Here is a 25591-nt window from a genome sequence, read left to right as displayed (position 1 = left end):
TCACCAGAAACGGTGGCGCTCGTTGAGGCGCGCGACGACGGGATGCGCCTTGGTGCGTTCGTTATGCGCGACGATGTTGGCCCATTCGGAGCGCGGCCGGCCGAGATCGGGCACCCAATGGGCGAGCATCGCGAGGTAGGGATCGGCCATCGAGAAATCGCTGCCGGCCATCCAGGGACGGCCGGACAAGGCAGCGTCGATGATGGCGAAGTGGCGGTCGCTCTCCACGATCGCTGCGGCCTTGACCGCCTCACGGCCGTTCGGATCGGTGGTGCTGCGCTGGCAGAAATAGTACCGCATCAGCGCCGGGTAGAGCGTGGCCGTCATGAACTGGAGCCAGCGCAGGAAGTCGACACGGCCCGGCGATCCCGGCGGCGGCGCGATCGCGCTTTCCGGGTGGCGCTCCGCGAGCAGCAGGATGATGGCGGCCGACTCGGTGAGGGAAACGCCGTCGGGCAGCACCAGCGCCGGCACCTGGCGCAGCGGGCTTACCGCGACGAACTCGGGGTTGTCCGAGCCGCGCTTCTCGTCGACGGTGCGATAGGGCTGGCCGGCGAGCTCCAGCGCCGCCTCGGCCACGAAGCCGCCGGACCCCGGCCGGCTGTAGACAGTGTACATCGATCCTCCCCATTTTTCGCTGAGAGAACAACGCGAGGATGGGGACGTCAACGGCCGGGGTCGCCGATCGGCTAGGCCAGTCGGTCCGATGGCATCGGATGGCCCGGTATGGAGACATACTCTCCCGATGGAGGGGGCAGACTTGGGCTGCGCCAGAGCCACATCATAATGCAATGCGGGCGGATCGAGGATGTCCCGATCCGCCCGCCATAGGTGCGGCGGCGTGCAGTCTCCCGGCCGGCGCTAGCCGCCCAGGCCCTCGAACAGCGCGGTCGACAGGTAGCGCTCGGCGAAGGAGGGAATGATCACGACGATGTTCTTGCCGGCGTTCTCCGGCCGCCGTCCGACTTCCGCGGCGGCCTCCAGTGCGGCGCCCGACGAAATGCCGACCGGAATCCCCTCCAGCCGCGCCACGAGACGGGCGTTGGCGAAGGCGTCCTCGTTCGAGACCTGCACGACCTCGTCATAGACCGACGTGTCGAGCACTTTTGGCGCGAAGCCTGCGCCGATGCCCTGGATCTTGTGCGGGCCGGGCTGGCCGCCGGACAGCACCGGCGATGCCTCCGGCTCCACCGCCACGACCCGCACCGACGGCTTGCGCTCCTTGAGCACCTGGCCGACGCCGGTGATCGTGCCGCCGGTGCCGATGCCGGAGACGAATATGTCGATGCCGCCCTGGGTGTCGTTCCAGATTTCCTCGGCCGTGGTGCGGCGGTGGACCTCGGGATTGGCCGGGTTCTCGAACTGCTGGGGGATGATGGCGTTGGGCAGCGTCTGCGCCAGTTCCTCGGCCTTGGCGATGGCGCCCTTCATGCCCTTCGCGCCCTCGGTCAGCACCAGTTCGGCGCCGAGCAGCGCGAGCATCTTGCGGCGCTCCACCGACATGGTCTCGGGCATGGTCAGGATCAGCTTGTACCCCTTTGCGGCTGCCGCGAAGGCCAGCGCGATCCCGGTGTTGCCGGAGGTGGGCTCGACAAGCGTGGACTTGCCGGGCGTGATCCTGCCGGAGGCTTCGAGCGCCTCGATCATGGCGACGCCGATACGGTCCTTGACGCTGGCGATCGGGTTGAAGAACTCGAGCTTGGCGAGCAGGTTGGCGACCACGCCCTGTTCCTTGGCGAACTTGTCGAGCCGAACGATCGGCGTGTCGCCGATGGTTTCCGTGATCGAATTGTAGATGCGCCCGCGGCCTGGCGCTCGCGTCTCGGTGACGGCCTTATTCATCGCGCGACTCCCTCAGTCTGAAAACCGGAAGATAGGTGCGGCGCGAGGAAATTCCGAGAATGACAAATACCTAAGCCGTGCCTTTTGCGGAAAATTATTCCTGCGTTTGGCAGAAAGCAGCATGATTTTGCGCGGGCGGCGCAAGTGACTTTGGGGATGGGGGGCAGCTTGGGGCAAAAAAGTGCCGCCGTGGCGGAGGGGAATACCACGGCGGCCTTACTCAAAGACGCGGCAGCCCGGAGAGGGGGGATAAGGCTGCCGCCTTGTGTCCGGGAAGGCGGGGGACGGGCCTTTATCCGGACTTCGGCTAAAATGCCGATGCCCATCATTTGGTTCCCACAAAGTGACGTTTCAAGGGCACTTGGATTACAAGTTTGTAACATTGGCGTGAAAATTGCGTCAGGATTTGCGGCGTCAGGAGACACCCTGCCTTTCAGCCCTTTGCAATGGACAGAAAACCTGCCTCGCGCTACCCGTTCTGCCCATGAAAAAAGGCGATCATCTCTTCCTCGTAGACGGCTCGGGCTACATCTTCCGGGCCTATCACGCACTGCCCCCGCTGACCCGCAAATCCGACGGTTTGCCCGTCGGCGCGGTTTCGGGCTTCTGCAACATGCTGTGGAAGCTGCTGCGGGACGCGCGCAACACCGATGTCGGCATCACGCCCACGCATTTCGCGGTCATCTTCGACTATTCGTCGAAGACGTTCCGCAACGAGCTCTATGCCGAGTACAAGGCGAACCGCTCGGCCCCGCCGGACGACCTGATCCCGCAGTTCGGCCTGATCCGCGAGGCGACGCGCGCCTTCAACCTGCCCTGCATCGAGATGGAAGGCTTTGAGGCCGACGACCTGATCGCCACCTATGCGCGGCTCGCCTGCGAGGTCGGCGGCGACACCACCATCGTCTCCTCCGACAAGGACCTGATGCAGATCGTCGGGCCGACCGTCACCATGTACGACCCGGTCAAGGACAAGCGCCTTGGCGTGGCGGACGTCATCGAGAAATGGGGCGTGCCGCCGGAGAAGATGATCGACATGCAGGCGCTGGTCGGCGACAGCGTCGACAACGTGCCGGGCGTGCCCGGCATAGGGCCGAAGACGGCCGCGCAACTGCTCGAACAGTTCGGCGATCTCGACACGCTGCTCGAGCGGGCGGCCGAGATCAAGCAGGACAAGCGCCGCCAGTCGATCATCGACAATGCCGAGAAGGCGCGGATCTCCCGGGAGCTGGTCACGCTGAAGAACGACGTGCCGGTGCCCGAAGGCCTCATGGATCTCGCTCTGCAGCCGCCCGACGGGCCGAGGCTGATCGGCTTCCTGAAGACGATGGAGTTCACCTCGCTGACGCGTCGTGTTGCGGAAGCGACCGGCACCAACGTCAACGAGGTGGAGGCCGCCGCCATCCGGGTCGACGCCGACGACGTGCACGGGCCCGACGTCGGCGCGGGCCAGCCGGCCGAGACGCGCGGGACCGCGGTCACGGCGCCGGTCGAAGGCTCGACGGCGGCCAGCGGCAACGTGGCGGCGACCCCCGCCGACCTCGTGCAGAAGGTGATTGCCGAGGCCGCCCACGCCAGGATTGACCACAAGGATTATGCCTGCATCCGCGACCTGGCGACCCTTGAAGCCTGGATCGCGAAGGCTGTCGATGCGGGGCAGGTGTCGGTTCGGGTCGAGACCACGTCTCTGGATCCCATGCAGGCCGAGATCGTCGGCTTTGCCCTCGCGACCGGCCCCGGCAAGGCGGCCTATGTCCCGCTCATGCACCGCAGCGCCAGCGACGATCTTCTCGGTGCCGGGCTGGCCGTGGACCAGGTCCCGTTCGAGCCGGCCCTTGCCGCGCTCAAGAGACTGTTGGAAGACAGATCCGTGCTCAAGATCGGGCACAATCTCAAGCAGGACGTGCTCGTCCTGAAGCGGCAGGAGCTTGCGCTCGGCGGACGCACCGTCGGAGGTATACGCGTCGAGCCCTACGACGACACCATGCTGATGTCCTACGTGCTGAACGGGGGCACAGTCGGCGGGCACGATCTGCCGTCGCTGTCGGAGCGCTGGCTGGGGCACACCGTCATCCCGTTCAAGGATCTGGTCGGCTCGGGGAAGAAGCTCGTCACCTTCGACTTCGTCGACATCGAGCGCGCCACCGTGTACTCGACCGAAGCTGCCGATCTCTCCTTGCGGCTCTGGCATGTGCTGAAGCCGCAGCTCGCCCACAAGCGGGTCGTCTCGGTCTACGAGCGGCTCGAGCGGCCGCTGGTGCCCGTCCTGGCCCGCATGGAGGAGCGTGGCGTCACAGTCGACCGGCAGATCCTGTCGCGGCTCTCGGGCGAGCTGGCGCAAGGCGCGGCGCGGCTCGAGGACGAGATTTACGCCATCGCCGGGGAGAAGTTCACCATCGGCTCGCCCAAGCAGCTCGGCGACATCCTGTTCGGCAAGCTCGGCCTGCCGGGCGGCGCCAAGACCAAGACCGGCCAGTGGTCCACCTCCGCCCAGATCCTGGAGGAACTGGCGGCAGAGGGGTACGAACTGCCGCGCAAGATCGTCGGCTGGCGACAGCTCACCAAGCTGAAGTCGACCTATACGGACGCGCTTCCCGACTACATCAACCCGACGACGAAGCGGGTGCACACCTCCTACGCGTTGGCCGCGACCACGACCGGGCGGCTGTCGTCCGTCGAGCCGAACCTGCAGAACATCCCGATCCGCACGGCGGAAGGCCGCAAGATCCGCACCGCCTTCATCGCGGAGAAGGGCAACAAGCTGATCTCGGCCGACTACAGCCAGATCGAGCTCAGGGTGCTTGCCCACGTCGCCGACATCCCGCAGCTGAAGGCCGCCTTCGCCAACGGCGACGACATCCACGCCATCACCGCGTCGGAAATGTTCAGCGTGCCGGTGGAAGGCATGCCGCGCGAGATCCGCAACCGCGCCAAGGCGATCAACTTCGGCATCATCTACGGCATCTCGGCCTTCGGCCTCGCCAACCAGCTGTCCATCCCGCGCGAGGAGGCGTCGGACTACATCAGGAAGTACTTCGAGCGTTTTCCGGGCATCCGGGCCTACATCGAGGCGACCAAGGAGTTCGCGCGCGAGCACGGCTATGTCGAGACCATCTTCGGCCGGCGCGTGCACTATCCGGAGATCCGCTCGTCCAATCCGCAGATCCGCGCCTTCAACGAACGCGCCTCGACCAATGCCCGCCTGCAGGGCACGGCCGCCGACATCATCCGCCGCGCCATGGTCAAGATGGACGGCGCGCTGGAGAAGGCCGGGCTTTCGGCGCGTATGCTCCTCCAGGTTCATGACGAGCTGATCTTCGAGACGACGGATCAGGAGGTCGAGGCGACTATCCCCGTGGTGCGGGAAGTCATGGAGAACGCCGCGCTTCCTGCGATTTCGCTTTCGGTTCCGCTGCAGGTGGACGCCCGCGCCGCGAGCAACTGGGACGAGGCGCACTGAGTGGAGGCGCTGCCGCTATCGCTGGGGACAGTTCTGTCCTTCACGCTCGCCTCGTTCCTGATTGAGCTGACGCCCGGCCCCAACATGACCTATCTGGCGCTGGTCGCGGCGAGCGATGGCCGCCGCGCGGGCTTCACGACCGTCGCCGGCGTCGCCCTGGGGCTTGCCATCGTGGGGCTGGTGGCCGCCGTGGGCGTTGCCGAGGTCATCCAGGCGTCCGACCTCCTCTACGAGGGCCTGCGCTGGTCAGGCGTCATGTTCCTGTTCTATCTCGCCTGGGAAGGATGGGTCGGGAGCGGTGAGACGGTGGCCGCGAACGAGGTTGACCACCGGCGCTATTTCAGGCGCGGCCTGATCACCAACCTGCTCAATCCCAAGGCGGCGGTGTTCTACGTGGCGGTGCTGCCGACCTTCATCGAGCCGGGCCGCCCGCCGCTCCCCCAGACCGTGGCGCTGTCGGCGATCTATGTGGCGGTGGCCACGCTCGTGCACGCGGCGATCGTCGGGCTCGCCGGGACGTTGGAGCCGGTCCTCAACGATCCGCGACGCGAACGCATCGCCCGGCGCTTGCTTTCGGCCCTTTTGGCGCTGGTTGCGCTGTGGTTTGCCGCGACGACGGCGCGCTGAGCGGCGTTCCGGCCGCGCCGCGGCTCAATCTGCATGCACGGGAACGGGCGCGCCTGCCGCGCGAGCCCGGTTGGGCTTGCGCAGGAAGAGCGCCAGCGGGATGGCGGCCAGCGTGACCAGCATCATCAGCTTGAAATCATTGATGTAGGAAATCATCGCCGACTGGGCGTTGACGAGCAGGTCCATCTGGGCGAGCGCCGCCGGGTCGCCCTGCGCGGCCGACGGTGACACCGCCCACAGGTTCGGGTTGAACGGGTTGATCGCCGCCGACAGCTCGGCATGGTTGATCTGGGTGTTGCGCGTCAAGAGCACGGTGACGATCGAGATGCCGATGGACGAGCCGATATTGCGCACCAGGCTGAACAGGCTCGTCGCATCGGTGCGGAAATGCGGCGGCAGCGTCGCGAAGGCCACCGTCGACAGCGGCACGAACACCAGCCCGAGGCCGAGGCCCTGGATGATGCCCGAGAGCACGATTTCGTAGTCGTCCATCTGCGGCGTGAAGCCGGTCATCATGTGCAGCGACCAGGCGGTGAGCGAGAGCCCGGTGACGACGAGATAGCGGGGGTCCACCATCTGCACGAGCCGCCCGACGATCAGCATCGAGACCATGGTGCCGACGCCGCGCGGCGCCATCACCAGTCCGGTGAGCGTAGTCGAATGGTTGAACAGCCGCGACAGCATGGGCGGCAGCAGCGCCATCGAGGCCAGCAGGATGATGCCGATGATGAAGATGAAGATCAGGCCGGTGACAAAATTCCGGTCGGTGAAGATCTTCGGGTCGATGAACGTGTCCTTGCCGGTCGCCAGGTGGACGATGAACACCCAGAAGCCGACGATCGCGAGGCCGAGCTCGATCCAGATCTCGGCAGCCGAGAACCAGTCCACTTCCGCGCCGCGGTCGAGCATCAGCTGCAGCGCGCCGACGCCGAGCGACAGCATGGCGAATCCAAAGAAGTCGAAGCCCCGCAGCCGCTTCGCGATCCGCGGCAGGTAGGCGGCCGAGCCCAGGAAGGCGACGATGCCGACCGGCAGGTTGATGAAGAAGACCCAGCGCCAGTCGGCGACCTCGGTCAGCCAGCCGCCGAGCGTCGGGCCGATGACCGGGCCGACCATTATACCGGCCCCCCACATCGCCATGGCCGAGCCGTGGCGCTCCTTCGGGTTGATGTCGAGCAGGAATGTCTGCGACAGCGGCACGATGGCCGCGCCGAACACGCCCTGCAGGATGCGGAACGCCACCATCGATTCCAGGCTCCACGCCATGCCGCAAAGCATCGACGCGATGGTGAAGCCGACGACGGAGGTGAGGAACAGCTCCCGCCGGCCGAACCGGTCCGACAGCCAGCCCGTCAGCGGCGTCATGATCGCGGCGGCCACGATGTAGGACGTCAGCACCCAGTTGATGGTGTCCTGGCTGGCGCCGAGATCGCCCGTCATCGACGGCAGCGCGACGTTGGCGATGGTGGTGTCCAGCACCTGCATCACCGTCGCCAGCATGATCGAGATGGTGACCAGCCCGCGGTGCGGTATCTCTGTATGGGAACTGGCGGCCTGGGACATGGAGTGCAACCGAGAGTGAAGTCAGCCCCTCACCCGACCTCTTCGCCGGGCCCGGATGTGGGCAGGTACGCCCGGCGGAACCTGTGGCGGCGTTACTCCGCCGCCACCGCCGTCGCAAAGATCTTTGGCAGTCCGCGGGCGACGCCGGTATCCACCGATACCGTGGCGCTCATGCCGGTCCTGAGCAGCAAGTCGGCGTCCTCCGCAGCGATCTTCAGCCGCACGGGGATGCGCTGCGTGACCTTCACCCAGTTGCCGGTGGCGTTCTGCGCCGGCAGCAGGGAGAATTCCGCGCCGGTGCCTGCGCCGATCGATTCGATCGTCGCCGTCAGCGGATGGTCGGGAAACGTATCCAAAATCACTTCCGCCGTCTGGCCGAGCTTCATATGGGTGAGCTGGGTTTCCTTGAAGTTCGCCTCGACCCAGGTGTCGCCGGTTTCGACGAGCGAGAAGAGCGCGGCGCCGGCGCCGACGAACTGGCCGGTCTTGAAGGACGCAGCCTGGCTCACGATGCCGCTTGCAGGCGCGCGCACGGTGGTCTGCTCGAGCTGGTAGGCGGCGCGCTCGCGCTGTGCGAGCGCCGCCAGCACCTGCGGATGCTTGTCGGTCTCGATGTCGGGCTTGCCGCCGAGCGCAGCAGCGGCGCCAGTGACGCTCTCGACCGCTGCGGCATGCTCGTCCTGCGCCTTGATGAGGTCGCGCCGCGCCGAGTCCAGCGCGGACCTGGCGCTGACACCCTTGTCGGACAGGGCGGTCTGGCGTTCCAGCTCAGTCTGGAAATAGGTCATCTCGCCGGCCGCCACCTTCTCCTGTGCGACCGCCTGGCTGTAGGCGGCGCGGAGCTGCTCCACGTTCAGGCGCGCCGCGGCGAGCGCTGCGTCCGCTTGCGAGAGCGCAATGCGGTAAGGCTCCGGATCGACGACGAAGAGGACGTCGCCGGCCTTCACCTGCGCGTTGTCGGCGACGTTCGCATCGACGATGCGACCGGGGATCTCAGACGCGATCGTGACGCGCGCCTGGCGCAAATTGGCGTTCTCGGTTTCCTGGATGCGGCCGCCGGTCACCCATACGTAGGATCCGCCGGCAACCAGGGCGAGCGGCACCACAGCCATCATGAAGATGCGTCCCGTCCGGCCCCTCTTCCTCCCCGCTGCAGGCGGGGTGAGGGCCGCCGAGGCCGCCGGCGCAATTGCCGGGGCTTCGGCGGCAGGCTCCGGCAGGGCCGGGGCAGGGAACTGCTTGATTTCGGCTGCGGTCTTTTCGCTGGTGCTTGCTGCGACGCTCATGTCAGGCGGCCTTGTCGGGGTTCGATCGAGCAGCCGGACGCTCCTCGCTGGAAACATTTGTTTCGCAATCGGTAAGATTGGCGCAGATCGTCTTCAATCCGTTGATGGTGATGTGGCGCTCTTCCGCGGAAAGTCCGCCCAACGCGAGTTCGAACACGTCCATCGCGACCGCCCGCATGTCGCCGAAGATCGGCCGGCTGCGATCGGTCAGGAATATCTGCCGCACTCGACGGTCCTTTTCGTCGAAGCGGCGTTCGATCCAGCCGCCCTCGACCATGCGATCGACGAGCCGCGAGACGCTGATCGGTTCGATTTCCAGAAGTTCCGCGAGCCGCGCCTGGGTGACGCCTTCATCCTTGAAGACCCTCACCAGTAGCCGCCATTGCGCAGAGGACAGGCCAAAGGAGCTCGCACGCTTCTCGAAGCGCCTGCGCATCAGCCGCGCCGCGTCGTGCAGAAGGAAGCCGAGCCGGTCGGTCTCGTCATGGCTGGGAGAAGCTGTCATGAGCGTCATATATGATAAGCATGCTCATGGATCAATCCGTCGAGCGTGCATTGAACGCATGCCAGCTCGCGTAAATTCGCATGCCGGCGCGATGTCCATGTTTGGATCGGAACGCGGCGCGATAATCCCCGGTGCTTCGCGTCCTGCCGGAGCTGCGCGCGCGAGACAAACTCGAGCATCGGTCACCTGCTTCAAGAACCACCGCAAGGGGATACACACGCGCATGGCGGATATCGCTGTCGTCGTTGCATGCGTCGAGGTTGTATCGACCAGCGCCCTGGATGTACGCGTCAAACGTCTTTGATCGTCCACGTTTCGTTCTGGTCATGCAACCAGGTGCAACCGGGTCGCCCTGAAAACGTGCATTTGTTCTTGCAATGTTCTTGTACCGGTCAGTTTTCTGTGCTTACCTGGATGCAGGTCTGTTCCCAGACGTTTTTCTGCACTCTCGTTCCGTGGCGGAGGAGCTATGGTTTCGCGTGTGAGCACGGTCGCTTTCCAGGGCGTCGAGGCGGTGCCTGTCGATGTGCAGGTGATGATCGCGCCCGGCAAGATGAACATCCACATCGTCGGCCTGCCCGACAAGGCCGTGGCGGAGAGCCGTGAACGTGTGCAGGCGGCGCTGCACGCCTCGGGGCTCTCGATGCCGAGCAAGAAGGTGACCGTCAATCTGGCGCCCGCCGACCTGCCGAAGGAGGGCAGCCACTTGTTGGTCACAGGGCGTGCTGTTCAAAGGGGTTGGCGCGATGACCGGACTTCAACTCACAGCATGCTCACCATGAACGACGATGAGGGTCCATATCCCCGGCGCGTAAAGGTCGCGTTCCTTAGTGGTGCGCTCGGGATGACGCTGTTCTTCCTGGTGCTCAACTTGCTCGGTTGGATGTGAGGGCGATCGCCCGCAGGTCCTTCACCAGGCTCTTGAGGATCGCGATCTCACTCGCCTCCTCGTCCGTGTTCCAGCGCTTCCGGACCCGCATCTTCGCGAGCATGCCGCCGCGTTTCGGTCGCGCAGCAGATCCTTTACGACAAGTTTGATCCTGATCAACGACGGCTTGGCAGCAACCGCTTTACAATGGCGTCGTGGAGGCGAGTATGACTCTGCACTGGCTGGCCGCTCCTTGCGTGTCCGAGTTCACCGACGCGCTATCGAAGTGGCCCAAGCTACTGAAAATCCGCGGTGGGTGAATGACATGCACATCCGATCGCTAAGCACGCACGAATGTACCAGGGTGCTATCCGCCAATCGTCTTGCACGCCTCGCGTGCTGCCTCGATGACCGGCCTTACGTTATTCCGATCTTCTACGCCTATGCGGAGAACCACCTTTACGCGTTTTCCATGCCAGGCAAGAAGATCGCTTGCATGCGAGCCAACCCGCATGTCGCGCTGGTGATTGAGGAACATGCGCGAGGCAGAGAGTGGAAGAGCGTCGCCGTAGAGGGACGCTACGAGGAACTGCCGGATCGCATTGGTTCAAAGGCCGAGCGGGATCGCGCCTGGTCATTGCTAAGCAGACACTGCGATTGGTGGGAGCCCGGCGCCCTCAAGCCTGATACCCCGGCTCTGTCGGGCCATTCGGATCATGTCTTCTATCGCATCACCGTCGATCAGTTGTCCGGACGCGAGGCGAAAGAAGATTGAGGCACTTCCCCTCGCGACGAGCTTTTCGCGCAACAAACGGAGGCAAACTGCTATGACATACAGGACGGTTCTGACTGTCACCGGCCTCGACCTTGGCGACGGCGACGTTGAATTGGCAGCAGCAGTTTGCAGCGAATCCGATGCTCATTTGTCGGTGCTCGTCGTGGCGCTCGCGGCTCCTCCTCCCATCGGCGAATACGCCGCCATGGTATCCGATCCTTGGCTACAGGAGAGGCAGTCCGACCTGGATCGCCTTGAGCAGCGCACATCAGCAGTCAGCGCGCTGCTAGCCTCCCGCGAAATCTCCTCGGATGTCGTAAGCGACTATCCCGAAGAGGCTTGGGGGGACGATGTTATAGGCCGACGGGCGCGCTATGCAGATATTGTCCTGCTTGGACCAGAAATGCTGTCTGGCGGTGCGCTGAAAGACAAGGCGATCGAAGGAGTGTTGTTCTCATCGGGAAAGCCGATGCTTCTCGTGCCTCGGGGTTTTACCCCGTCGCTCAGGCCCAAACGGGTTGCCATTGCGTGGGATTCCCGTCTCGAGTCATCCAACGCGCTGTCATCCTCCTTGAAGTTGCTACGCACGGCCGAAGATGTGCATCTCGTGTTGGTGGACCCGCGGGAAGGCGAGGAAGGCCACGGGGCGGAACCGGGCGCCGATGCGGCAACCTATCTTGCGCGCCATGGCATAAAGGTGACCGTTGATCGGTTGCCCTCTCAGGGCAGGACTGTCGCAGCCACCTTGCGCCAGCACGCGATCGATATGGCAGCAGATTTGCTCGTCATGGGAGCGTATGGCCACTCGAGGCTTCGCCAGCGGATTTTCGGCGGCGTTACCAAATCCATGCTGGAAGAGCTACCGCTGCCTGTTCTCATGGCAAGGTGAGCGAAAAAGCAAGTCTCACGTGCTCACATTCGAGGCGATTGGAGTTCGGATTGCGCCGCTCCGAGCCGACGCCGCGTGGCCATTTAGCGGTCTATGCGGCCGCCACGCGAAGGTGTGGTTTAACGCACCTTGCCGCAGCGCGCGTCGCGGTACATCCTCCCCATTTCAAAGGGGGGGCACGATGCCGAAGGCTAAGTTTGCGTCCGAAGAACAGAAGCGCGCGGCGCTCTACGTCGAGCAGATGTTGCGCGAAATCGGAATCATCTGCCGCACCAACGCTATGAGCGATGTAGGTCACTACGTCGACATGGCGTCTCTGGCCGCGCATGAATTCCTGCAGAAGCGTGGGGTCAAGCCCGATCTGCGAGGGCGATCGAAGTAGTCAGCAGATCAGTGCCTTTTCACCAGGCGGTTGTAGCCGGAAATCTTGGCCTCGCGCGAGCATGCCATGCGAGGTTGTGGAAAACCAGCTTGGCTCAGGCAACGTTCCGCTTATCGTCCCCGACATCCCGAGGTTGCGGAAACTCACCGAACAACATCTCATATCCATAGGGATCATAATAGCGCATGAGCCCCTGCATGAACTCCTTCGGATCGACCTTCAGCACCTCGGCCCAGACCTTGTAGCGCTCCGGCGGGACCCGGCCGCGTCCGTTTTCTATCTGTGAAATGAAGGTGTAGTAGTCTGTTCCTACCGTAACAGAGAAGGCGCGCTGGGTGAGCCCAACGTTCTCACGCAGATTCTTCAGCCAGGCTCCACCTTCCCGGCGCAGCTGATGCTCTACATGCTGCGTGTTGCTGCTCATCTCTCACACCTCCCGCTGCCGAATATTCAACCTACGATCGTTTTCTATCACCTTGAAATTTACTTGTACAGCGTAATTGACAGTTACCTTCGGTTGCGCGTAAAGGAGTCGACCGGATCGGGCCCTAATCGGTCCGGTTGTAACCTTCTCGAGGAGATATCATGGCAACTCTGGCCGAATTGGATGCCCTCATTGATGGCAATCCCGATGCCTTTGCCGGCATTGCAGCCGCTTACGAAGTCTTGCTGGGCGGCGTCCCCAGCGTCGACGGCTTCATGTTCCTGATCAACAACGCGCTTGAGACGAATTACGGGTCCAACAACCCGAACATCGTGTTCAACGCCGAAAACATCTTCATCAACAGCGTCAACGCGCTGTTCCAGGGCAACCCGGCCGCCGAGGCGAAGTTCGACGCCATCACCGCCGGCGCCGCCACCCTGCAGGACCAGCTCGTCGCCATCTACGAGGCCTATGTGCCGGCCGAGCACCAGACGGCGGAAGGCCTTGCCTTCTTCACCCGTGCGGAAGCCCAGGCGTTCTTCACGGGCGTGGCTGCCGAGCGCGGCGTCGCCGGCGAAGACGGCGCTGCCGTCGTGGGGCTGGCCTCGCTGCTCAAGATGCTGGTCGCCAACGACCAGGGCGTCGGCGATGCCATCAACGACCTGAAGGCCGCCATCAATGACGGCTCGGCCAACCTGCCGGAGACCAGCGACGTCTTCATCCCGATCGAGACCGCTGACGGCACCAAGTACGACAACGATGACCCGGCTCCGGGCAAGACGCTGACCGTCAACGGCGACACGCTGTCGGGTGAGGTGTTCAACGCGCCGCGCGCCTTCACGCCGGGCGGCACCGACCAGATGAACACGCTGAACGACGACGACGTGCTGACTGGCACGGGTGCCCACAACGTGCTCAACTTCACCTTCGTCAACGACGCCGACACCGGCGACAACGACATCAACGCGACGCTCAACAACATCAACGAGATCAACGTCAACGTGCGTCTCGATTTTGATGGCTACCTGGATCTGCAGGACACCACCGGCCTGAAGAACCTCAACGTCGACGGCGTCGACGGCAACCTGTTCGAGGCCTACAACATCCAGTCGGCCGCAGACCTCGCCATCAGCGTGTCGAACTCCAACGACGAGAACAGCCACGCTCACTTCTACTTCGTGAACAAGGCCGTCAGCGGCGATGCCGATGAGGTCAGCCTCACTCTCGACAGCGTGACCCTCGATGACATCCGCCTGGAGAGCAACGACGGCTCGCAGGGCATCGAGACCGTCAACCTGGCCTCGACCGGCGACGGCAACCAGGTCGACGAGATGTCGATGCAGGACGTCCGGACCCTGAACATCACCGGCGATGCCGAGCTGTCGCTGGGCGAGAGCAACAACATCATTCGCGGCAGCGGCCAGGTCGAAGCGTTCACGTATGACGCCGCGATCGACAACGCCGCCGGCTCGCTGACGACCATCGACGCCTCCGGCCTTGACGCCGCCATCGAGATCAATCTCGGCGAGGAAGTCATTGCCGACCAGGACGGCACTTCGGGCACCGAGGTCGACTTCTCGTTCACCGGCACCAAGCATGACGACACCATCCGTCTGCTGAACGGCATGGACAGCGCCAACGACAAGATCGACGGCGGCGACGGCAACGACACCGTCCAGGTGTTCGCCAGCGTCACCAAGGGTTCGGTCACGGCGGTCGAGAACCTCGATATCCGCGGAAACGACTTCGGGGCCGGCAACGTGACTGTCGACACCTCGCTGTTCACCGACCTCGAGTCCGTGATCATGCGCAACGAGTCGAACAATGGCTTGTTCGTGCAGAATGGTCAGGTCGACTTCACCCTGAACAAGCTGTCCGCCGAGGTTGCGGCTGATCTGGTCATCCAGCACAGCACGACCGACAGCAACGGCGTGGGCGACACGACGATCATCGCCAATCTGGCGACCGACACCGCGTCCGACCTCGTCGGCGTGACCATCGTCGACCAGGCTGACAGCGAAGTCCGTGGCATCAACATCGATCCGCGCTTCAACTTCACGCTGAACGCGGCCAAGGTCGAGAACATCACCCTCACCGACACCGACTCGGAGTCCAACAGCGTCAGGATCGCCTCGATCGCCGACGTCAAGGGCACGATCACGGTGATCGGCGAGAACCAGGCCGGCAACTTCCTGAACCTGGACTCGACCGGAAACGCCCTGCAGCTCGACCAGTCCGGCCTCGCCGTCGATGGCAAGTCGATCTCGGATCCGGGCGCAAGTCCGGCCGAGCGCTTCAGCGGCGAGACGGTCGACGCCTCGGCCTACACCGGCGACCTGATCGTGCGCGTGTCGAACAATGCGGCCGTCGCCAACGGCGGGCAGACCATCCTGGGCGGCTCGGGCGACGACCACATCATCTTCGACGCCCTCAACAACACCACCGCCGGTCTGTCGATCAGCGACAAGGTGAACGGCGGCGAAGGTGACGACACGCTCTACCTCGACGGCCACGGCAAGCTGATCAATGTTAGCGCGTCGGAGTGGACCAACGTCTCCAACATCGAGACGATCCACCTAGTCGGCCAGGGCGGCGGCGGCACCAATCAGGGTTCCAAGGCCGGCGCCAACGATGCCTATGGCAAGAACAGCTACAACCTGACGCTGACCAACGACCTGATCGCCAATAACGGCGAAGCTGTCACGGGCGGCCGAGTGATCCACATCGTCAATGACAACGATGTGCTCAATGGTGTGGGTGTCGCGGACGATGGGTCTGCTGCTGTTCAGTACGGCGTGACGGTTGATGCGCGCAGCCTAAATGCGCAGTCCAACTTCACCTACAATGGTGAAGATGGGGTCTGGCGCACTGCCGATCGCTTCATCATGGCCGACGCCAACGTCAACGGCCTCGCCGTTATCGACGGTGGTGCGGTTCTGGGTGCCGGCAACACCGCCAGCAACTTGGCTAACACCGACGTTCTTGAGGTCCGCAACTCGGCGGTTGTCACCATCGGTGATCTGGTTGGCGTGTCCAACGTCGGCACGATCGAATTCACCAACGATCAGGCTGCGACGCAGACCGCCGTTCTCGAACTCGACAACGCCACTGTCGATCGTCTGGTCAACGATACGCAGGCCGCGTCTGCGACGAATGGTGTCGAGACGCTCACCATTGCAGCGTATGACAATCCGCTGATCAACGGTGCCCACACGGTGCTCGTCCTTGATGCCTCTCAGGTTACCAACCATTTCCTGAGCTTGGACATTACCGGCGGCTTCGGTGGCGACCAGATCACTGGTGGTGCGGGGAACGACACCATCGATCTGGGTTGGGATCCTGCTCTGGCTCGTGGCGATGGCGCGGTCGACACAGTGTTCGCGCAGGCAAGCTCGGCCGGCAGCCAAGACACCGTTCTCAACTTTGAGAGCGTTGCTGGTGGCGACGCGGTTGAGGACGTGCTCGACTTCTCCGGTTTCGGCATTGCTGGCGCGGTGATCAACTATGCCGCAGCGGCTCTTGCCGAAGGTGCCGCCTTCGGCGTTTCCGACATCCTGTCCTTCGTGGCGGGTGGTCCAGGTGCAGTGGCCGGCGACAATACCTTCTACGTTGATGCCAACCAGGACGGCGTCTACAACGCGGCGAACGACTACACCGTCACGCTTGTCGACTCGGGTGACATCTTCTGGGCTAACCAAGTCATTGCGTGACTTGCGCGCAGATCACTCTCCGCGGGGGCCTTCGGGCCCCCGTTTTTTGTAGGGGCACGGTGCCAAAAACCCCAACAAAAAACCCTCACATCAACCTGCTTGGGCGAACAGCTCGATAGTCGCGCTCGACGCCCCCCAAGGACGCCTTCAGGCTGGCCTCGTAAGCAGTGACATCCAGCCCCCTATCTGCTGCCCCGGCCTCGCGCCGACGTTTTCTTTTCAGGCGCTATGGCGGCGGTCGGCCGGTCAGCCAGGTGTAGGCGGCCGCGAAACCACCTGCCGCGCTGAGGATGCCGCCCCCGATCCGCCACAGCCACACGCCGAGCGTGCCAGCCCCGAACGCCCGCTCGCGCATGATCTTGACGTCATCGGTCACCGTCTTCATGTCGACGGTCGCCCTCTCTACTGCGTCGAGCCGGCCCTTGGCAGACAACACGTCGGTCTCGATGTGCGTTGCCCGGACGACCAGCTCGTCGAGACGACGATGTACATTCGCGCGACTGTCGGCTGACCTGTCTTCGGAGTCGCTCATCTCTCGCGAGAGAACATCCACCTTCTCGTTGATTGCCCTGACCGTGCCGTTGAGCTCGCCCAACATCTTGTAGATTTCATTCAGGCTAGCCGCCACGATCCCTGCCCCATTGATCGAGATGAATTGCGTCCGGTCACGGCCAGCGCCACAGCATGAGCTCGCCGTAGATGAGCAGGCCGACGAGGAAGGCAGCGCCGCCCCACAGGATAAGGTCGATCATGGCCGCCACCCGCACCAGAGAACGCCTTTGGCATTGTGTGCGTTGATCCGGTCCAGTTCTGCGCGCGGTGTCTCAGGCGTGGCGTCCCGGCGCGGCGTCTCCAGCCCGCACCAGACCGAGCGAGGGTCGTCGAGTGGCGCCGGGTTCGTCTGGCAGGCAGACAGCACCAGCGCGGCGAATAGGATCAGCGCTTTGCCCATGTCATAGCCTCCCTCTGAGCTTCCTCGTCCGACAGTTCGCCGGCCTTGCGCTCGATGTCGGTGGCTTCGCGGTTCATCTCGAGCCGCTCTTCAAGCGCGGCCGCCTCGCGCTTCGTCGCTCTAAGGTCGGCCTTCGCGCGGGCGTCAGAGCGTCCGCGCAGGTAGGCGGCGCCCAGCGCGCTGACAGCCGCGCCGGCGGCCGCAAGGTACGGCCACAGGCGTCGAAGGGGAGAGGCGAACCACGCCAGCATCACAGATCCTCCGCTCGCCGCCGGCGCAGGTACTCGGTCGCCAGTCCGCTGAGCAGCATGTAGACGGCGATCAGCCGTGCGTACTCGACAGGGATCACCGCGGTGACGAGATTGGGGTCAACGAAGGTGATGAGGTTGGCGGCCGTACCGATAAACGCCTGAGCCCGGGCCCAGGCGATCGTCTCGCTGTCCTTGAAGAACGTCTTGATCCGTTGCCACATGGTCAATTTCCCTTCGAGAGTTCGGTGAGCAACGCCGCCCATTCGGCCGCCGTGAGCCGAACGCTCACCGTCTCGCCGGAAAAGGTCTGCGTGCATGGCTTGGGGGCATCAACCATCGGCCCCTTCTGAGGCGCGAGGTTGCAGTAGTTGTTGCAGTGCGCGTCGCCAGGAGTGCACCGCCCGGGCTTGCCCTTGTCCGAAGCGTGACCACAGACGTACGCGCCGTCGCGCTTGGCTGGGTCGCCGCGCATCGTGACAACAACCGTTCCGTCGTCCTCCTGGCTGACATTGATGTAGCCGGGATAGATCTCCGCCATTGTCGTGTAGGCGCCGATCAGCTTGCTCATCGTCATTTCCTTTCAGCACCAGAAGCCCAGGACATTGCAGGGAAGGGAGGTAAGCCACGCCCAGGCGGCAGCGATGGCGAGCAAGGCCGCCGCGATCAGCCCGCTCATGCGCGACGGCTGTTTCGTCTCGGGCGAGCGGACTGGAGGCGTTTCTGTCTTCCGAGGCTCAGGGACTGGGATGTACTCGGGAGCGGGCTTGGCGGGCTCGGGAGGCGGTGCAGCAGACCGTTCCGGCGCAGGCTGCCAGCCCTTCCACTTACCGGCGCGGAGTTTGTCGGAAGCCTCGCGCATCTTCTTGGCGTAGGCGCCGTTGAGCCCGCCGCCGTTGTAGATCTCTTCGATCTGGTCGAAGTCGCGGGACCGGATGGCAGGCACCAGGCCCTTGCGCTTCAAGAACTGGGCAAAGGCGCGAAGTTGCGCCACCTCGCTGTCGACGAAAGCCGCCCACATCGCCTTGGCCGTGGCATAGCCGCAGATCTGGTGATTGAAGCCCATGATCTGGAACTTGCCGATGGAGACGGACCGGAAGGCGGCTTCCTCATCGATCGCGACGGCCTTCGCCAGCAATCGATAGCGCGCGTCCGCGTTCGACTGGTCCTTGTAGCCGCCGTTCTTCGGGCTGATCCACTCCTTGCGGGCAAGCGCCGCCGCGAACGCCTGGTCGCGCTTCGCGCCGCTCACGCTCTTGTAGAACCAGTGTTTCTCGAACAGGATCTTGATGCGCCCGTCCTTGAACCAGCCGAAGCCGTTGCTCTCGACCTCGGCAATCGCCTCGAGGTCGGCGGGATGGCAGGCGAGTTCGTTCGCCAGCCTTGAGATGTCGGAATCCGTGATGGCTTCCGCACGGCCTTTACCGAACATGACGGTTCCTTTCAGAGGGTCTTTGAAATTGATGGCCGGAACGAATTGTTCACCGGCCGCATTGATGCTGATCTGCGGCTGGAGGCTTACATGCTCGGAACGATGTTGGTGGTGACCGCCTGCATGGCGGTCTATGCGTTTGCGGTCTGGTATGACGACGAGGTGCGGCGCTAGCCGCGCGTCGGCGTCGCCGAGTCATTCCCACACGAACGCAGTTTCTTGTATGAGTTGTACTGGACGTCTGCCCAAGGCGTCCCGACCGCCGCCGCCCAATCCTCCCAGGACCCATGCGGCGGCGGTTGCTTCAGTGCATGTCCGTGCTGCCGTAGCGGCGGGGCGGAGCGCTCGGCGCGGCCGAAGCTCCATTGCCGGCTCCGCTCGATCCAGCGCCGCCGGAGCCCGATCCGCCGCCTTCCTCGCCGCTGCCGCCCTGCCCGCCAGGCTTGCGACCGTCCTTGCCCGCTCCGTCTTGGGGCTGCTTCAGTTCCAGCGCGGTCGTCGATCCGCCGGAGCGGCTTGCCTTGTGGCGCACCGAGACGATGCGGTAGGTGCCATCGAAGCCCGGTCCAGCGCCCGTCAGCACGTACGGCGCCTCGGCCTGCGCCTCGACGGTCAGGTCCATCTCGACCGACCCTTCGCCGCCTTCCCGCTTCGTCTCGCTCTTGCGCGCCTCGCCGATCCCTCGTGCCTGCGCCTGATCTGCCGCGGTGGTTCTGGAGATGTTGGCGGACTCGGGCAGATCGCGATCGAGTTCGAACTCGACTTCTTCCGTCTTGAACGCGGCAGTCTCGCGGTCGAAGTAGTTCACTTTGGCCTTGGTGAACACCTTGCGGCCAGTGAAGGGCGAGATGTCCCAGGAGATGACGTTGCCGTTCTCGCCGGCGAGGCCGCGCACCGCGACCAGCGGAGTTTCCTCACGCGGGATCAGAACAGCCACGTCGCCGGCCTTGCCGGTACGGATCTTGAATGTGGCATGGAATTCACGCGCCAGCCGCTGGCCCAGCTGCAGGAAGCTCTCGCCGTTGGCCGACCAGTAGTCGCGCAAGACGCCCGCGATCTTATCGCCCACGATCACCCCAGCGAGCCCGGCCTGATCGGCGGCCTGCTTGAAGAAGTCGCCGAGCTCCGCGTCGTCCTTGTGGAAGCCCTGCGGCTCCTTCACCTTGCCCCGACTGTCGAACCCCTTGGCGTTGACCTTGAGCAGGCGACCGCCACCGCGCGAGCCAGAGCCTCGCACGCTGTCCACCGTGCCCGAGAATTTGAGCGCCCCTTCCAGATAGACCCGGACCTTGGCTCCTTCCTTTGGCAGAAGGATTTGCCCGTCCGTGTTGTCGAATGTGAGAGAGCAGGTATCGGAGGCCGCGCCGTCCTTGTCCGTGATCTCGATGTCGATCAGGAGCGGGCGCATGTTGTTGGTTGCGTCAACACCATCGACGACGACGCGCCAGTCCACTGTCCAGGGCATGAAGTCTATCCGAACAGGCTGACGACCCTGCGCGCCGGCCGTGACGGCGTGGGCGGCAGATCGGGAATGGTCACGACGGTACCAATCGGCAGAACCGGCCCCAGTTCGGCAAGCCCCGGGTTGAGTTCGAGTGTCCGCTCGACGAGCCCCTGCCCGCGGACGCCGTAGCGTCGCCACAGGAGCAGGTCGAGCATGATGCCCTCGCCGCGAATGGTGATGATTTCGGCCATGTCACCGCTCCAATGCGCCGAACAGCGAGAGCAGGCCGGAAATGATCTGCTGGCCCGCCCCCACGCTCGGCTCGACCTTGGTCATGCTGATCGAGCACTGCACCGTGAAGCCGACGCCATCACGACCGAGATCCTTGTGCCGCTCGCTGATCTTGGTGATCGCATACCAGCCGGGCCGCCAGCCGTCGCCGCGCATCAGCGGAAACTGCGTGCCGGACCGACGCATCTCGTGCAGGATCTCGAGTTCGGTCAGCCCGCCGATCTTCGTCGGCAGAAGCTGGCCGGAAAGCGTGATGTCGTCCTCGCCCTCACCGGTAAACTCCTTCGCCGGCGCCGCGCCGAACAGCGGCTTGGCGACAATGCTGGCGTCGGCATCGCGGCTCATCTCGTTGACGCCGAACGGCCGCGTGTCGAGCGCCAGCGTTCCGATCATGTAGAGCATGACGCCTCACATCCCCGCCGCGTAACCCATATCCGCCTGGATCCCGGACGCTGCCTCGTTGACGTAGTTGCGCAGGTGTCGACCGATCATGTCGAGATCGGTGATGCCGTTGACCGTGATCGGTGCATGGATGGTGATGTTCGGCCGCGGCGGCGGGTTGGTCAAAGTCACCTGCGGCGTGCCCACGATCTCGACTGGCGGCGTGCCGAGGATCGACACCTCGCTTGGGCCTCCTGCCTGATTGGGCGATCCGACATCAGCAGCTGAAAGGCCCGTTGTCACGCGCATGTGCTCACGGAAGTTGAAGTCGGAGTCGGCCGCCTTGCCGAACAGAAAGCGCCACCAGGCGCCCCCATCCTCGTTCTTCGTCTTCTCGAAATGTTCCTTGAGCCGGTCCTTCAAATATTTCTGGCGGTTCAACTCCCATTCGGTCTTGAACCAATCCGAATTGCCCAGGTTCATGCTGGCCGCACCGGCAGCGGCTGTTCCGGCGAGCCCCAGCATCCCCATGATGCCGCCCAGCAGCCCTCCACTGCCAGCCGCCATCGGTGCAGGCGTCGGCGTGACCGGGCGGTTCGGCAGCTTGGTCTCTGGCTTCGGCATCACGCCGCGCAGCGTCCGGAACAGGTCGATCAGCCGCTTGACCTTGCCCGCCACGATGAGCAGGCCGGCACCGACACCCGCCCATTCGAGCGCCGACAAACCCTTCAGGGCCTCCACAAACTCCCCGATGCTTTCGGATCCCTGCACTGCGCCGACCAGAGCGGATATGCCCCAGGCAACAATGAACAACCGGCCCCACTTGCTCATGGCCAGTACGCCGATTGCGGCGCCCAATTCGGTCATGAAGCTGGCGATGGGGCTGCCTCGGACTGAATCGCCGAACTCCCGCACCGACTTACCCCACTCTCGGAAATCCGCGAAAAGGCGGCCCATGTCGTCAGCAGCCTTCGAGCCATCGGTGATCGGCCCGAAGATCATGTCGCCGAACCGGCCCATGGCGGCGCGCATGCCGCCCTCGCCGCCGAACCCATCCATGAACCCCTTGAACGCATTCCCGATGCGATCGAAGACCCCGACCCTTTGATCAAGGGTGTCGAGAACGTCGCCGATGCCCTCTGCCGCGGCGCGGACAGTCGGCAGCCACTTTTCCCCGACGCCCTCGAACACATGGGCGACCTTGTTTCGCAGGATCTGCAGGACGTTGGCCGTCGTGTTGGCGCGTGCGATGTACTCCTTATAGGCCGAGCCGGCATAGTCTGCCCGGTTCGCGACGCTGGCCAGCGCCTGGTCAAGCAATTCCACATTGCCTACCAGTGGAGCAAACGCCCTGGCCTCATCCCCGAAGAATTGTGAGAGCAGCGAAATCTGCTTCTCCTTCGGTGCTTTAGAGATCGCCCTCAGAACGGTCTTCAGCGCCTTCGGCGCGTCCTTCTGCATCTGCTTGGCAAGCGTCGGCAGATCGAGCCCGAGGGCTTTCGCGGCGACACGTTGATCCTTCTTGGCGAACTCGCCGCTCGTCATCTTGCGCACGACATTCATCATCGACGTGCCTGCGACTTCCGCCTCAGCGCCGGCCGAGATCATGGCACTGCCGATCGCTGCGACCTGGTCGCGGTGGAAACCGCCCATCTCCGCAAACTTTCCGACGCGCAGCATATAGGCGGTGATCTGTCGCGCGTTCGATGCCATGTTGTTGGAGAGATGGTTTATGGCATCCGCCATGTAGCCGGTTTCTTCGACCGAAAGCCCGAGCTGGGATTTCAGCTTGGCCAGAGAATCTCCGGCATCACCAGCCGACATGTCGAAGGCGATACCGACACGAGACGCCATTTCGGCAAAGGCCTTCAAATCCTTCGTCGCGACGTTCGATTCTCCCGCCGCCGCATAGAGCGCGGCGAGATCGGTCGCGGTGATCGGCAACTCCCGCGACATGTTCTTGATGGTCGTCGCCATATTGGCGAACTGCTCGTCAGAGGCGTCGACCACCTTCTTCACATCGGCAAAGGCAGACTCGAAGTTGATTGCCGCGCCGATCGTGCTGCTCACCCCCTCCCTGACGCCGACATAGCCCGCGCCAAGCGCGAGCAGGTTGCGGGTCATCGCCATGAACGGCGCTGCCGCGGCGCGCTGCGCGCCGAGAAACCCGTCCCCCGTGGCGCGCAGCCGCTGCATGGTGCCCATGATGCCGCGGGCTGGCCCCGACACCATGTCCCGCAACGAGACGATCAGTTTGCTTTCAAGCGTTGCCATTCAGCACCTTCATGACGCGATAGATCGCGTCGCGCTCCTTGAGCGCATAGGCCAGCGGATAGCGGTCGACGATCGGCCGGGGCGTGGATGTGTAGTGGGAGATCAGGACGGCGAGGTCTCGCCAGTCTCCTCCCCGCCCTGATCGAAATTTCGGACAAGCTGCGCCGTCGCCTTCATGATGCGGCGAAGATCCCCCGCCCTGATCTTCCTGAAGGCATCGAAGGGCATGTCGCACATGGCCGCCAGCAACGCGCACATATAGGTCTGCTCGCCGCCGCCTGCGGCCTCCGCGTCAACCATGCAGCCGACGTCCGGCTCGCGGAAGGTCAGTTCGGAATACGTCTCGCCGTTGAAGCTGATCGGCGCAGAGAGCGTGTATTTGGGGTTTTCCATGGTCACGCCCCCAGCGCCAGGCGGTCGTCGGCGAAGAGATCGATGCCCTTGCGGCGGATGATCCGCTCCCAGAAGTCGACGTACCAGAGCTCCTCGCCGTTGAGCCAGAACTCGTAGTGCGTCACCTCCTTGATCGCGTGGTTGCAGCCGACGAACTCGGTCGGGCTGGCCTCGTCCGGCTCCCAATCGGTCACTGCGCCTTCGATGACAGCGCGCGCCGACTGCGCCTTGCCGGTCTTCTTGTCGCGCACGGCGCCGGCGAACACCCAGCGGTCGACCAGGCCGAAGCCATGGAAGACGTCGGTGTCGAAACCCTTGATCTCGAAGGCGGGCTCCACCTTTTCGATACGCGGCTGCGCGAAATCCACGGCCATCACGCCGCCGCCCGGATTGTGCTCCGTCGTGACGATCTTGATTGCCGGGATGGTGAGCTTGGAAATCGTGGTCGCCCGCGAGGTTCCCGACTGCGTGGCGCGGCGCACGTCCACGGCGGTCAGCAGGTATAGAGGCTGCATGTCAGTGTCCTTTCAGATTGGCGCGGATCAGGAAACCGCATTCATGCGGGCGATGATTTCGGCGACGAGGCCTTCGACCGCCGGGCGATAGCGGCGGATCTCGTGGTTTGCGACCTTAAAGGCCGGCGCCGGCTCGATGCCCAGATTGACAGTGAGGTGGCCGAGGCGGATCTCTTCGGGGCTGTTCTTGCTGGCCAGGAACTTCACGTCGTAACCAAGGATGTCGTCGTCCGCATTGTGGTCGCGCAGCATGAAGCGCAGCGAATTCAGCCAGGCCTCTGCGTGATCGGCCGTGGTCTTCCTGCCGAGGAACTGCCGGGTGATCTGCATCAGCTTGACGGTGATGTAGTCGGCGCCGCGTACCTGGTGGAATTGCTGCCAGAGCTCGCCGGTCTCGGTGTTGTCGGTGCCGATGAACACGAAGCCGCCATCCGCTACCGCTCCGTCGACGCCGACCTCGCCTTCGGCCACGATGGAGACCCCGGCCTCGAGCATCTGTTGCCCTTCGGTCGAGCCGTCGAGCAAGGAGAACGGCAGCTTGCGCGACAGGCCGGCAAGCCCCTGGATCGGCCGGTTGGCGATCGGGTCGAAGGGCTTGCCACCATGGTCGTTATCGTTCCGCACGAACAGCCCGACGACGCGCGGTCCCATCGGCCGCGTGACCAGGCTGGCCCCCTCAAAGACCCGGGCCGCCACGCCGATCGGGATGAGGCGCTGCGAATTCATCGTCTCGCGAGCGTCGATGGCATTGGCGGCCGACGTGTCGTCGACATCGACCGGCGCGACGGCGAGCAGCTTTTCGCACGCCGCAGGCAAGGCCGCGACGATCGGATTGGCCGTAGCCATGTCCGGCCGCCAGCTGGTGCGCCCCGCCCAGATCAGGCGCGGCGTCGCGTTGACGTGGCTCGGGATGGAGCTGACCGTCGCCAGCGCCGCGACGATGTTGGCTGAAGTCTCCTCGAGCTTGTCCTGCGGGTCCGCCTCAGCGCTTTCGGCGACGCGAAGGACCGTGACGTCCGCGCCGGCATTGAGGCCGGAGAGCTGCGAGTTGACGGCCCGCACGGCGTCGGCCAACGGCCCGGTGCCGAGCTTCGACGTCTTCGTCGTGTCGCTGGACGAGAAGCGCACCGGCTCCCCGATCGGGAAGGCTGCGGCGTCGGCATCGGCCGATGTTTCGATGAGCAGCGATTTGGAAAAATCCGCGCCCAATACAGGAACCGGCTCGTCTTGCGGCCGGGTAAAGGTCATTCCAAATGTCGGTGCCGTCATGACGGTCTCCTGGTTGACGGGTGTGCAAGAGAGATCGGCCGCGTGTCAGTCACGCGGGCCT

The 25591-nt window shown here is 64.1% G+C and carries 25 protein-coding genes and 1 pseudogene; 8 read left to right on the top strand and 18 right to left on the bottom strand.

The window, feature by feature from the left end; translation table 11 throughout:
- The gene (locus PD284_RS02255; protein ID WP_274626605.1) at positions 1-618 is read right to left on the bottom strand and encodes a glutathione S-transferase family protein; all 618 of its coding nucleotides are present in this window, start codon (positions 616-618) and stop codon (positions 1-3) included.
- A 243-nt stretch (positions 619-861) separates the two neighbouring features.
- On the bottom strand, positions 862-1842 hold the full coding sequence (cysK, locus tag PD284_RS02250) for a cysteine synthase A (RefSeq protein ID WP_274626604.1): 981 nt from the start codon (positions 1840-1842) through the stop codon (positions 862-864).
- Between the two features lie 484 nt (positions 1843-2326).
- Here cysK and polA point away from each other — a divergent pair, with 484 nt between their 5' ends.
- Both polA and PD284_RS02240 read left to right on the top strand, forming a co-directional pair.
- Entirely contained in the window at positions 2327-5302 is a 2976-nt protein-coding gene (gene polA, locus PD284_RS02245; protein WP_274626603.1) for a DNA polymerase I, read from the top strand.
- Positions 5303-5929, top strand: coding sequence for a LysE family translocator (locus tag PD284_RS02240; RefSeq protein ID WP_274626602.1), 627 nt, complete (start codon positions 5303-5305; stop codon positions 5927-5929). It abuts the gene before it with no gap.
- Between the two features lie 24 nt (positions 5930-5953).
- Here the strand turns inward: PD284_RS02240 and PD284_RS02235 are convergent, their stop codons facing one another.
- The 3 genes from PD284_RS02235 to PD284_RS02225 all read right to left on the bottom strand — a co-directional run bounded on the left by PD284_RS02235 (position 5954) and on the right by PD284_RS02225 (position 9292).
- Positions 5954-7492 (bottom strand): DHA2 family efflux MFS transporter permease subunit, encoded by a 1539-nt coding sequence (locus PD284_RS02235; protein ID WP_274626601.1) that lies wholly within the window; start codon positions 7490-7492, stop codon positions 5954-5956.
- Between the two features lie 92 nt (positions 7493-7584).
- The gene (locus PD284_RS02230) at positions 7585-8778 is read right to left on the bottom strand and encodes an HlyD family secretion protein (protein WP_274626600.1); all 1194 of its coding nucleotides are present in this window, start codon (positions 8776-8778) and stop codon (positions 7585-7587) included.
- Position 8779: 1 nt separating this feature from the next.
- On the bottom strand, positions 8780-9292 hold the full coding sequence (locus PD284_RS02225) for a MarR family winged helix-turn-helix transcriptional regulator (RefSeq protein ID WP_274626599.1): 513 nt from the start codon (positions 9290-9292) through the stop codon (positions 8780-8782).
- A gap of 460 nt (positions 9293-9752) precedes the next feature.
- Here PD284_RS02225 and PD284_RS02220 point away from each other — a divergent pair.
- The 4 genes and pseudogenes from PD284_RS02220 to PD284_RS02205 all read left to right on the top strand — a co-directional run.
- Positions 9753-9989 (top strand): annotated as a pseudogene (locus tag PD284_RS02220) (magnesium chelatase domain-containing protein); the annotation flags it as partial.
- Between the two features lie 328 nt (positions 9990-10317).
- A complete protein-coding gene (locus PD284_RS02215) occupies positions 10318-10926 on the top strand; it encodes a pyridoxamine 5'-phosphate oxidase family protein (RefSeq protein WP_411956167.1) in 609 nt (202 codons plus the stop codon).
- 52 nt (positions 10927-10978) lie between these two features.
- Complete coding sequence (locus tag PD284_RS02210) at positions 10979-11815, top strand: universal stress protein (protein WP_274626598.1); 837 nt, start codon at positions 10979-10981, stop codon at positions 11813-11815.
- A gap of 181 nt (positions 11816-11996) precedes the next feature.
- On the top strand, positions 11997-12197 hold the full coding sequence (locus tag PD284_RS02205; protein ID WP_274626597.1) for a hypothetical protein: 201 nt from the start codon (positions 11997-11999) through the stop codon (positions 12195-12197).
- Between the two features lie 94 nt (positions 12198-12291).
- Here the strand turns inward: PD284_RS02205 and PD284_RS02200 are convergent, their stop codons facing one another.
- Positions 12292-12621 (bottom strand): helix-turn-helix domain-containing protein, encoded by a 330-nt coding sequence (locus PD284_RS02200; RefSeq protein ID WP_274626596.1) that lies wholly within the window; start codon positions 12619-12621, stop codon positions 12292-12294.
- A gap of 161 nt (positions 12622-12782) precedes the next feature.
- On the opposite strand from PD284_RS02200, the gene PD284_RS02195 reads away from it, so the two are divergent.
- Positions 12783-16331 carry a beta strand repeat-containing protein gene (locus PD284_RS02195; protein ID WP_274626595.1) on the top strand — a complete coding sequence of 1183 codons (3549 nt, stop codon included), beginning with the start codon at positions 12783-12785 and terminating at the stop codon, positions 16329-16331.
- Positions 16332-16557: 226 nt separating this feature from the next.
- Here PD284_RS02195 and PD284_RS02190 read toward each other — a convergent pair whose 3' ends face one another.
- The 5 genes from PD284_RS02190 to PD284_RS02170 all read right to left on the bottom strand — a co-directional run bounded on the left by PD284_RS02190 (position 16558) and on the right by PD284_RS02170 (position 18963).
- Entirely contained in the window at positions 16558-16959 is a 402-nt protein-coding gene (locus PD284_RS02190; protein ID WP_274626594.1) for a DUF1515 family protein, read from the bottom strand.
- A gap of 308 nt (positions 16960-17267) precedes the next feature.
- The gene (locus PD284_RS02185; RefSeq protein WP_274626593.1) at positions 17268-17534 is read right to left on the bottom strand and encodes a hypothetical protein; all 267 of its coding nucleotides are present in this window, start codon (positions 17532-17534) and stop codon (positions 17268-17270) included.
- Positions 17534-17755, bottom strand: coding sequence for a hypothetical protein (locus PD284_RS02180; protein WP_274626592.1), 222 nt, complete (start codon positions 17753-17755; stop codon positions 17534-17536). The genes PD284_RS02185 and PD284_RS02180 overlap by 1 nt, the downstream gene beginning before the upstream one ends.
- Positions 17756-17757: 2 nt before the next feature.
- Positions 17758-18102 (bottom strand): hypothetical protein, encoded by a 345-nt coding sequence (locus PD284_RS02175; protein WP_274626591.1) that lies wholly within the window; start codon positions 18100-18102, stop codon positions 17758-17760.
- A 12-nt stretch (positions 18103-18114) separates the two neighbouring features.
- The gene (locus tag PD284_RS02170) at positions 18115-18963 is read right to left on the bottom strand and encodes an N-acetylmuramidase family protein (protein ID WP_274626590.1); all 849 of its coding nucleotides are present in this window, start codon (positions 18961-18963) and stop codon (positions 18115-18117) included.
- 45 nt (positions 18964-19008) lie between these two features.
- Between PD284_RS02170 and PD284_RS02165 the strand changes: the two genes are divergently transcribed.
- A complete protein-coding gene (locus PD284_RS02165; RefSeq protein WP_274626589.1) occupies positions 19009-19137 on the top strand; it encodes a hypothetical protein in 129 nt (42 codons plus the stop codon).
- A 130-nt stretch (positions 19138-19267) separates the two neighbouring features.
- On the opposite strand, the gene PD284_RS02160 is transcribed toward PD284_RS02165, so the two are convergent.
- From PD284_RS02160 to PD284_RS02130, 7 genes are all read right to left on the bottom strand, one after another.
- A complete protein-coding gene (locus tag PD284_RS02160) occupies positions 19268-20428 on the bottom strand; it encodes a phage late control D family protein (RefSeq protein WP_274626588.1) in 1161 nt (386 codons plus the stop codon).
- 5 nt (positions 20429-20433) lie between these two features.
- Entirely contained in the window at positions 20434-20658 is a 225-nt protein-coding gene (locus tag PD284_RS02155) for a tail protein X (RefSeq protein WP_274626587.1), read from the bottom strand.
- 1 nt (position 20659) lies between these two features.
- The gene (locus tag PD284_RS02150) at positions 20660-21100 is read right to left on the bottom strand and encodes a phage tail protein (protein WP_274626586.1); all 441 of its coding nucleotides are present in this window, start codon (positions 21098-21100) and stop codon (positions 20660-20662) included.
- A gap of 6 nt (positions 21101-21106) precedes the next feature.
- Positions 21107-23353 carry a phage tail tape measure protein gene (locus PD284_RS02145; RefSeq protein ID WP_274626585.1) on the bottom strand — a complete coding sequence of 749 codons (2247 nt, stop codon included), beginning with the start codon at positions 23351-23353 and terminating at the stop codon, positions 21107-21109.
- A 102-nt stretch (positions 23354-23455) separates the two neighbouring features.
- A complete protein-coding gene (locus PD284_RS02140; protein ID WP_274626584.1) occupies positions 23456-23746 on the bottom strand; it encodes a phage tail assembly protein in 291 nt (96 codons plus the stop codon).
- 2 nt (positions 23747-23748) lie between these two features.
- Entirely contained in the window at positions 23749-24261 is a 513-nt protein-coding gene (locus PD284_RS02135) for a phage major tail tube protein (RefSeq protein ID WP_274626583.1), read from the bottom strand.
- A 27-nt stretch (positions 24262-24288) separates the two neighbouring features.
- The gene (locus tag PD284_RS02130; RefSeq protein ID WP_274626582.1) at positions 24289-25530 is read right to left on the bottom strand and encodes a phage tail sheath protein; all 1242 of its coding nucleotides are present in this window, start codon (positions 25528-25530) and stop codon (positions 24289-24291) included.
- Between the last annotated feature and the right edge of the window lie 61 nt (positions 25531-25591).

Source organism: Mesorhizobium shangrilense, from assembly GCF_028826155.1.
Classification (GTDB): domain Bacteria; phylum Pseudomonadota; class Alphaproteobacteria; order Rhizobiales; family Rhizobiaceae; genus Arvimicrobium; species Arvimicrobium flavum.
This window is presented reverse-complemented; position numbering and strand designations above follow the sequence as displayed.

Excerpts from the sequence above, each read along its gene's own strand:
- PD284_RS02235 (WP_274626601.1), bottom strand. The coding sequence starts at position 7,492 with ATGTCCCAGGCCGCCAGTTCCCATACAGAGATACCGCACCGCGGGCTG.
- PD284_RS02160 (WP_274626588.1), bottom strand. The coding sequence starts at position 20,428 with ATGCCCTGGACAGTGGACTGGCGCGTCGTCGTCGATGGTGTTGACGCA.
- PD284_RS02155 (WP_274626587.1), bottom strand. The coding sequence starts at position 20,658 with ATGGCCGAAATCATCACCATTCGCGGCGAGGGCATCATGCTCGACCTG.
- PD284_RS02185 (WP_274626593.1), bottom strand. The coding sequence starts at position 17,534 with ATGCTGGCGTGGTTCGCCTCTCCCCTTCGACGCCTGTGGCCGTACCTT.
- cysK (WP_274626604.1), bottom strand. The coding sequence starts at position 1,842 with ATGAATAAGGCCGTCACCGAGACGCGAGCGCCAGGCCGCGGGCGCATC.
- PD284_RS02135 (WP_274626583.1), bottom strand. The coding sequence starts at position 24,261 with ATGCAGCCTCTATACCTGCTGACCGCCGTGGACGTGCGCCGCGCCACG.
- PD284_RS02205 (WP_274626597.1), top strand. The coding sequence starts at position 11,997 with ATGCCGAAGGCTAAGTTTGCGTCCGAAGAACAGAAGCGCGCGGCGCTC.
- PD284_RS02170 (WP_274626590.1), bottom strand. The coding sequence starts at position 18,963 with ATGTTCGGTAAAGGCCGTGCGGAAGCCATCACGGATTCCGACATCTCA.
- PD284_RS02210 (WP_274626598.1), top strand. The coding sequence starts at position 10,979 with ATGACATACAGGACGGTTCTGACTGTCACCGGCCTCGACCTTGGCGAC.
- PD284_RS02175 (WP_274626591.1), bottom strand. The coding sequence starts at position 18,102 with ATGAGCAAGCTGATCGGCGCCTACACGACAATGGCGGAGATCTATCCC.
- PD284_RS02130 (WP_274626582.1), bottom strand. The coding sequence starts at position 25,530 with ATGACGGCACCGACATTTGGAATGACCTTTACCCGGCCGCAAGACGAG.
- polA (WP_274626603.1), top strand. The coding sequence starts at position 2,327 with ATGAAAAAAGGCGATCATCTCTTCCTCGTAGACGGCTCGGGCTACATC.
- PD284_RS02225 (WP_274626599.1), bottom strand. The coding sequence starts at position 9,292 with ATGACGCTCATGACAGCTTCTCCCAGCCATGACGAGACCGACCGGCTC.
- PD284_RS02140 (WP_274626584.1), bottom strand. The coding sequence starts at position 23,746 with ATGGAAAACCCCAAATACACGCTCTCTGCGCCGATCAGCTTCAACGGC.
- PD284_RS02200 (WP_274626596.1), bottom strand. The coding sequence starts at position 12,621 with ATGAGCAGCAACACGCAGCATGTAGAGCATCAGCTGCGCCGGGAAGGT.
- PD284_RS02145 (WP_274626585.1), bottom strand. The coding sequence starts at position 23,353 with ATGGCAACGCTTGAAAGCAAACTGATCGTCTCGTTGCGGGACATGGTG.
- PD284_RS02255 (WP_274626605.1), bottom strand. The coding sequence starts at position 618 with ATGTACACTGTCTACAGCCGGCCGGGGTCCGGCGGCTTCGTGGCCGAG.
- PD284_RS02230 (WP_274626600.1), bottom strand. The coding sequence starts at position 8,778 with ATGAGCGTCGCAGCAAGCACCAGCGAAAAGACCGCAGCCGAAATCAAG.
- PD284_RS02180 (WP_274626592.1), bottom strand. The coding sequence starts at position 17,755 with ATGTGGCAACGGATCAAGACGTTCTTCAAGGACAGCGAGACGATCGCC.
- PD284_RS02195 (WP_274626595.1), top strand. The coding sequence starts at position 12,783 with ATGGCAACTCTGGCCGAATTGGATGCCCTCATTGATGGCAATCCCGAT.
- PD284_RS02150 (WP_274626586.1), bottom strand. The coding sequence starts at position 21,100 with ATGCTCTACATGATCGGAACGCTGGCGCTCGACACGCGGCCGTTCGGC.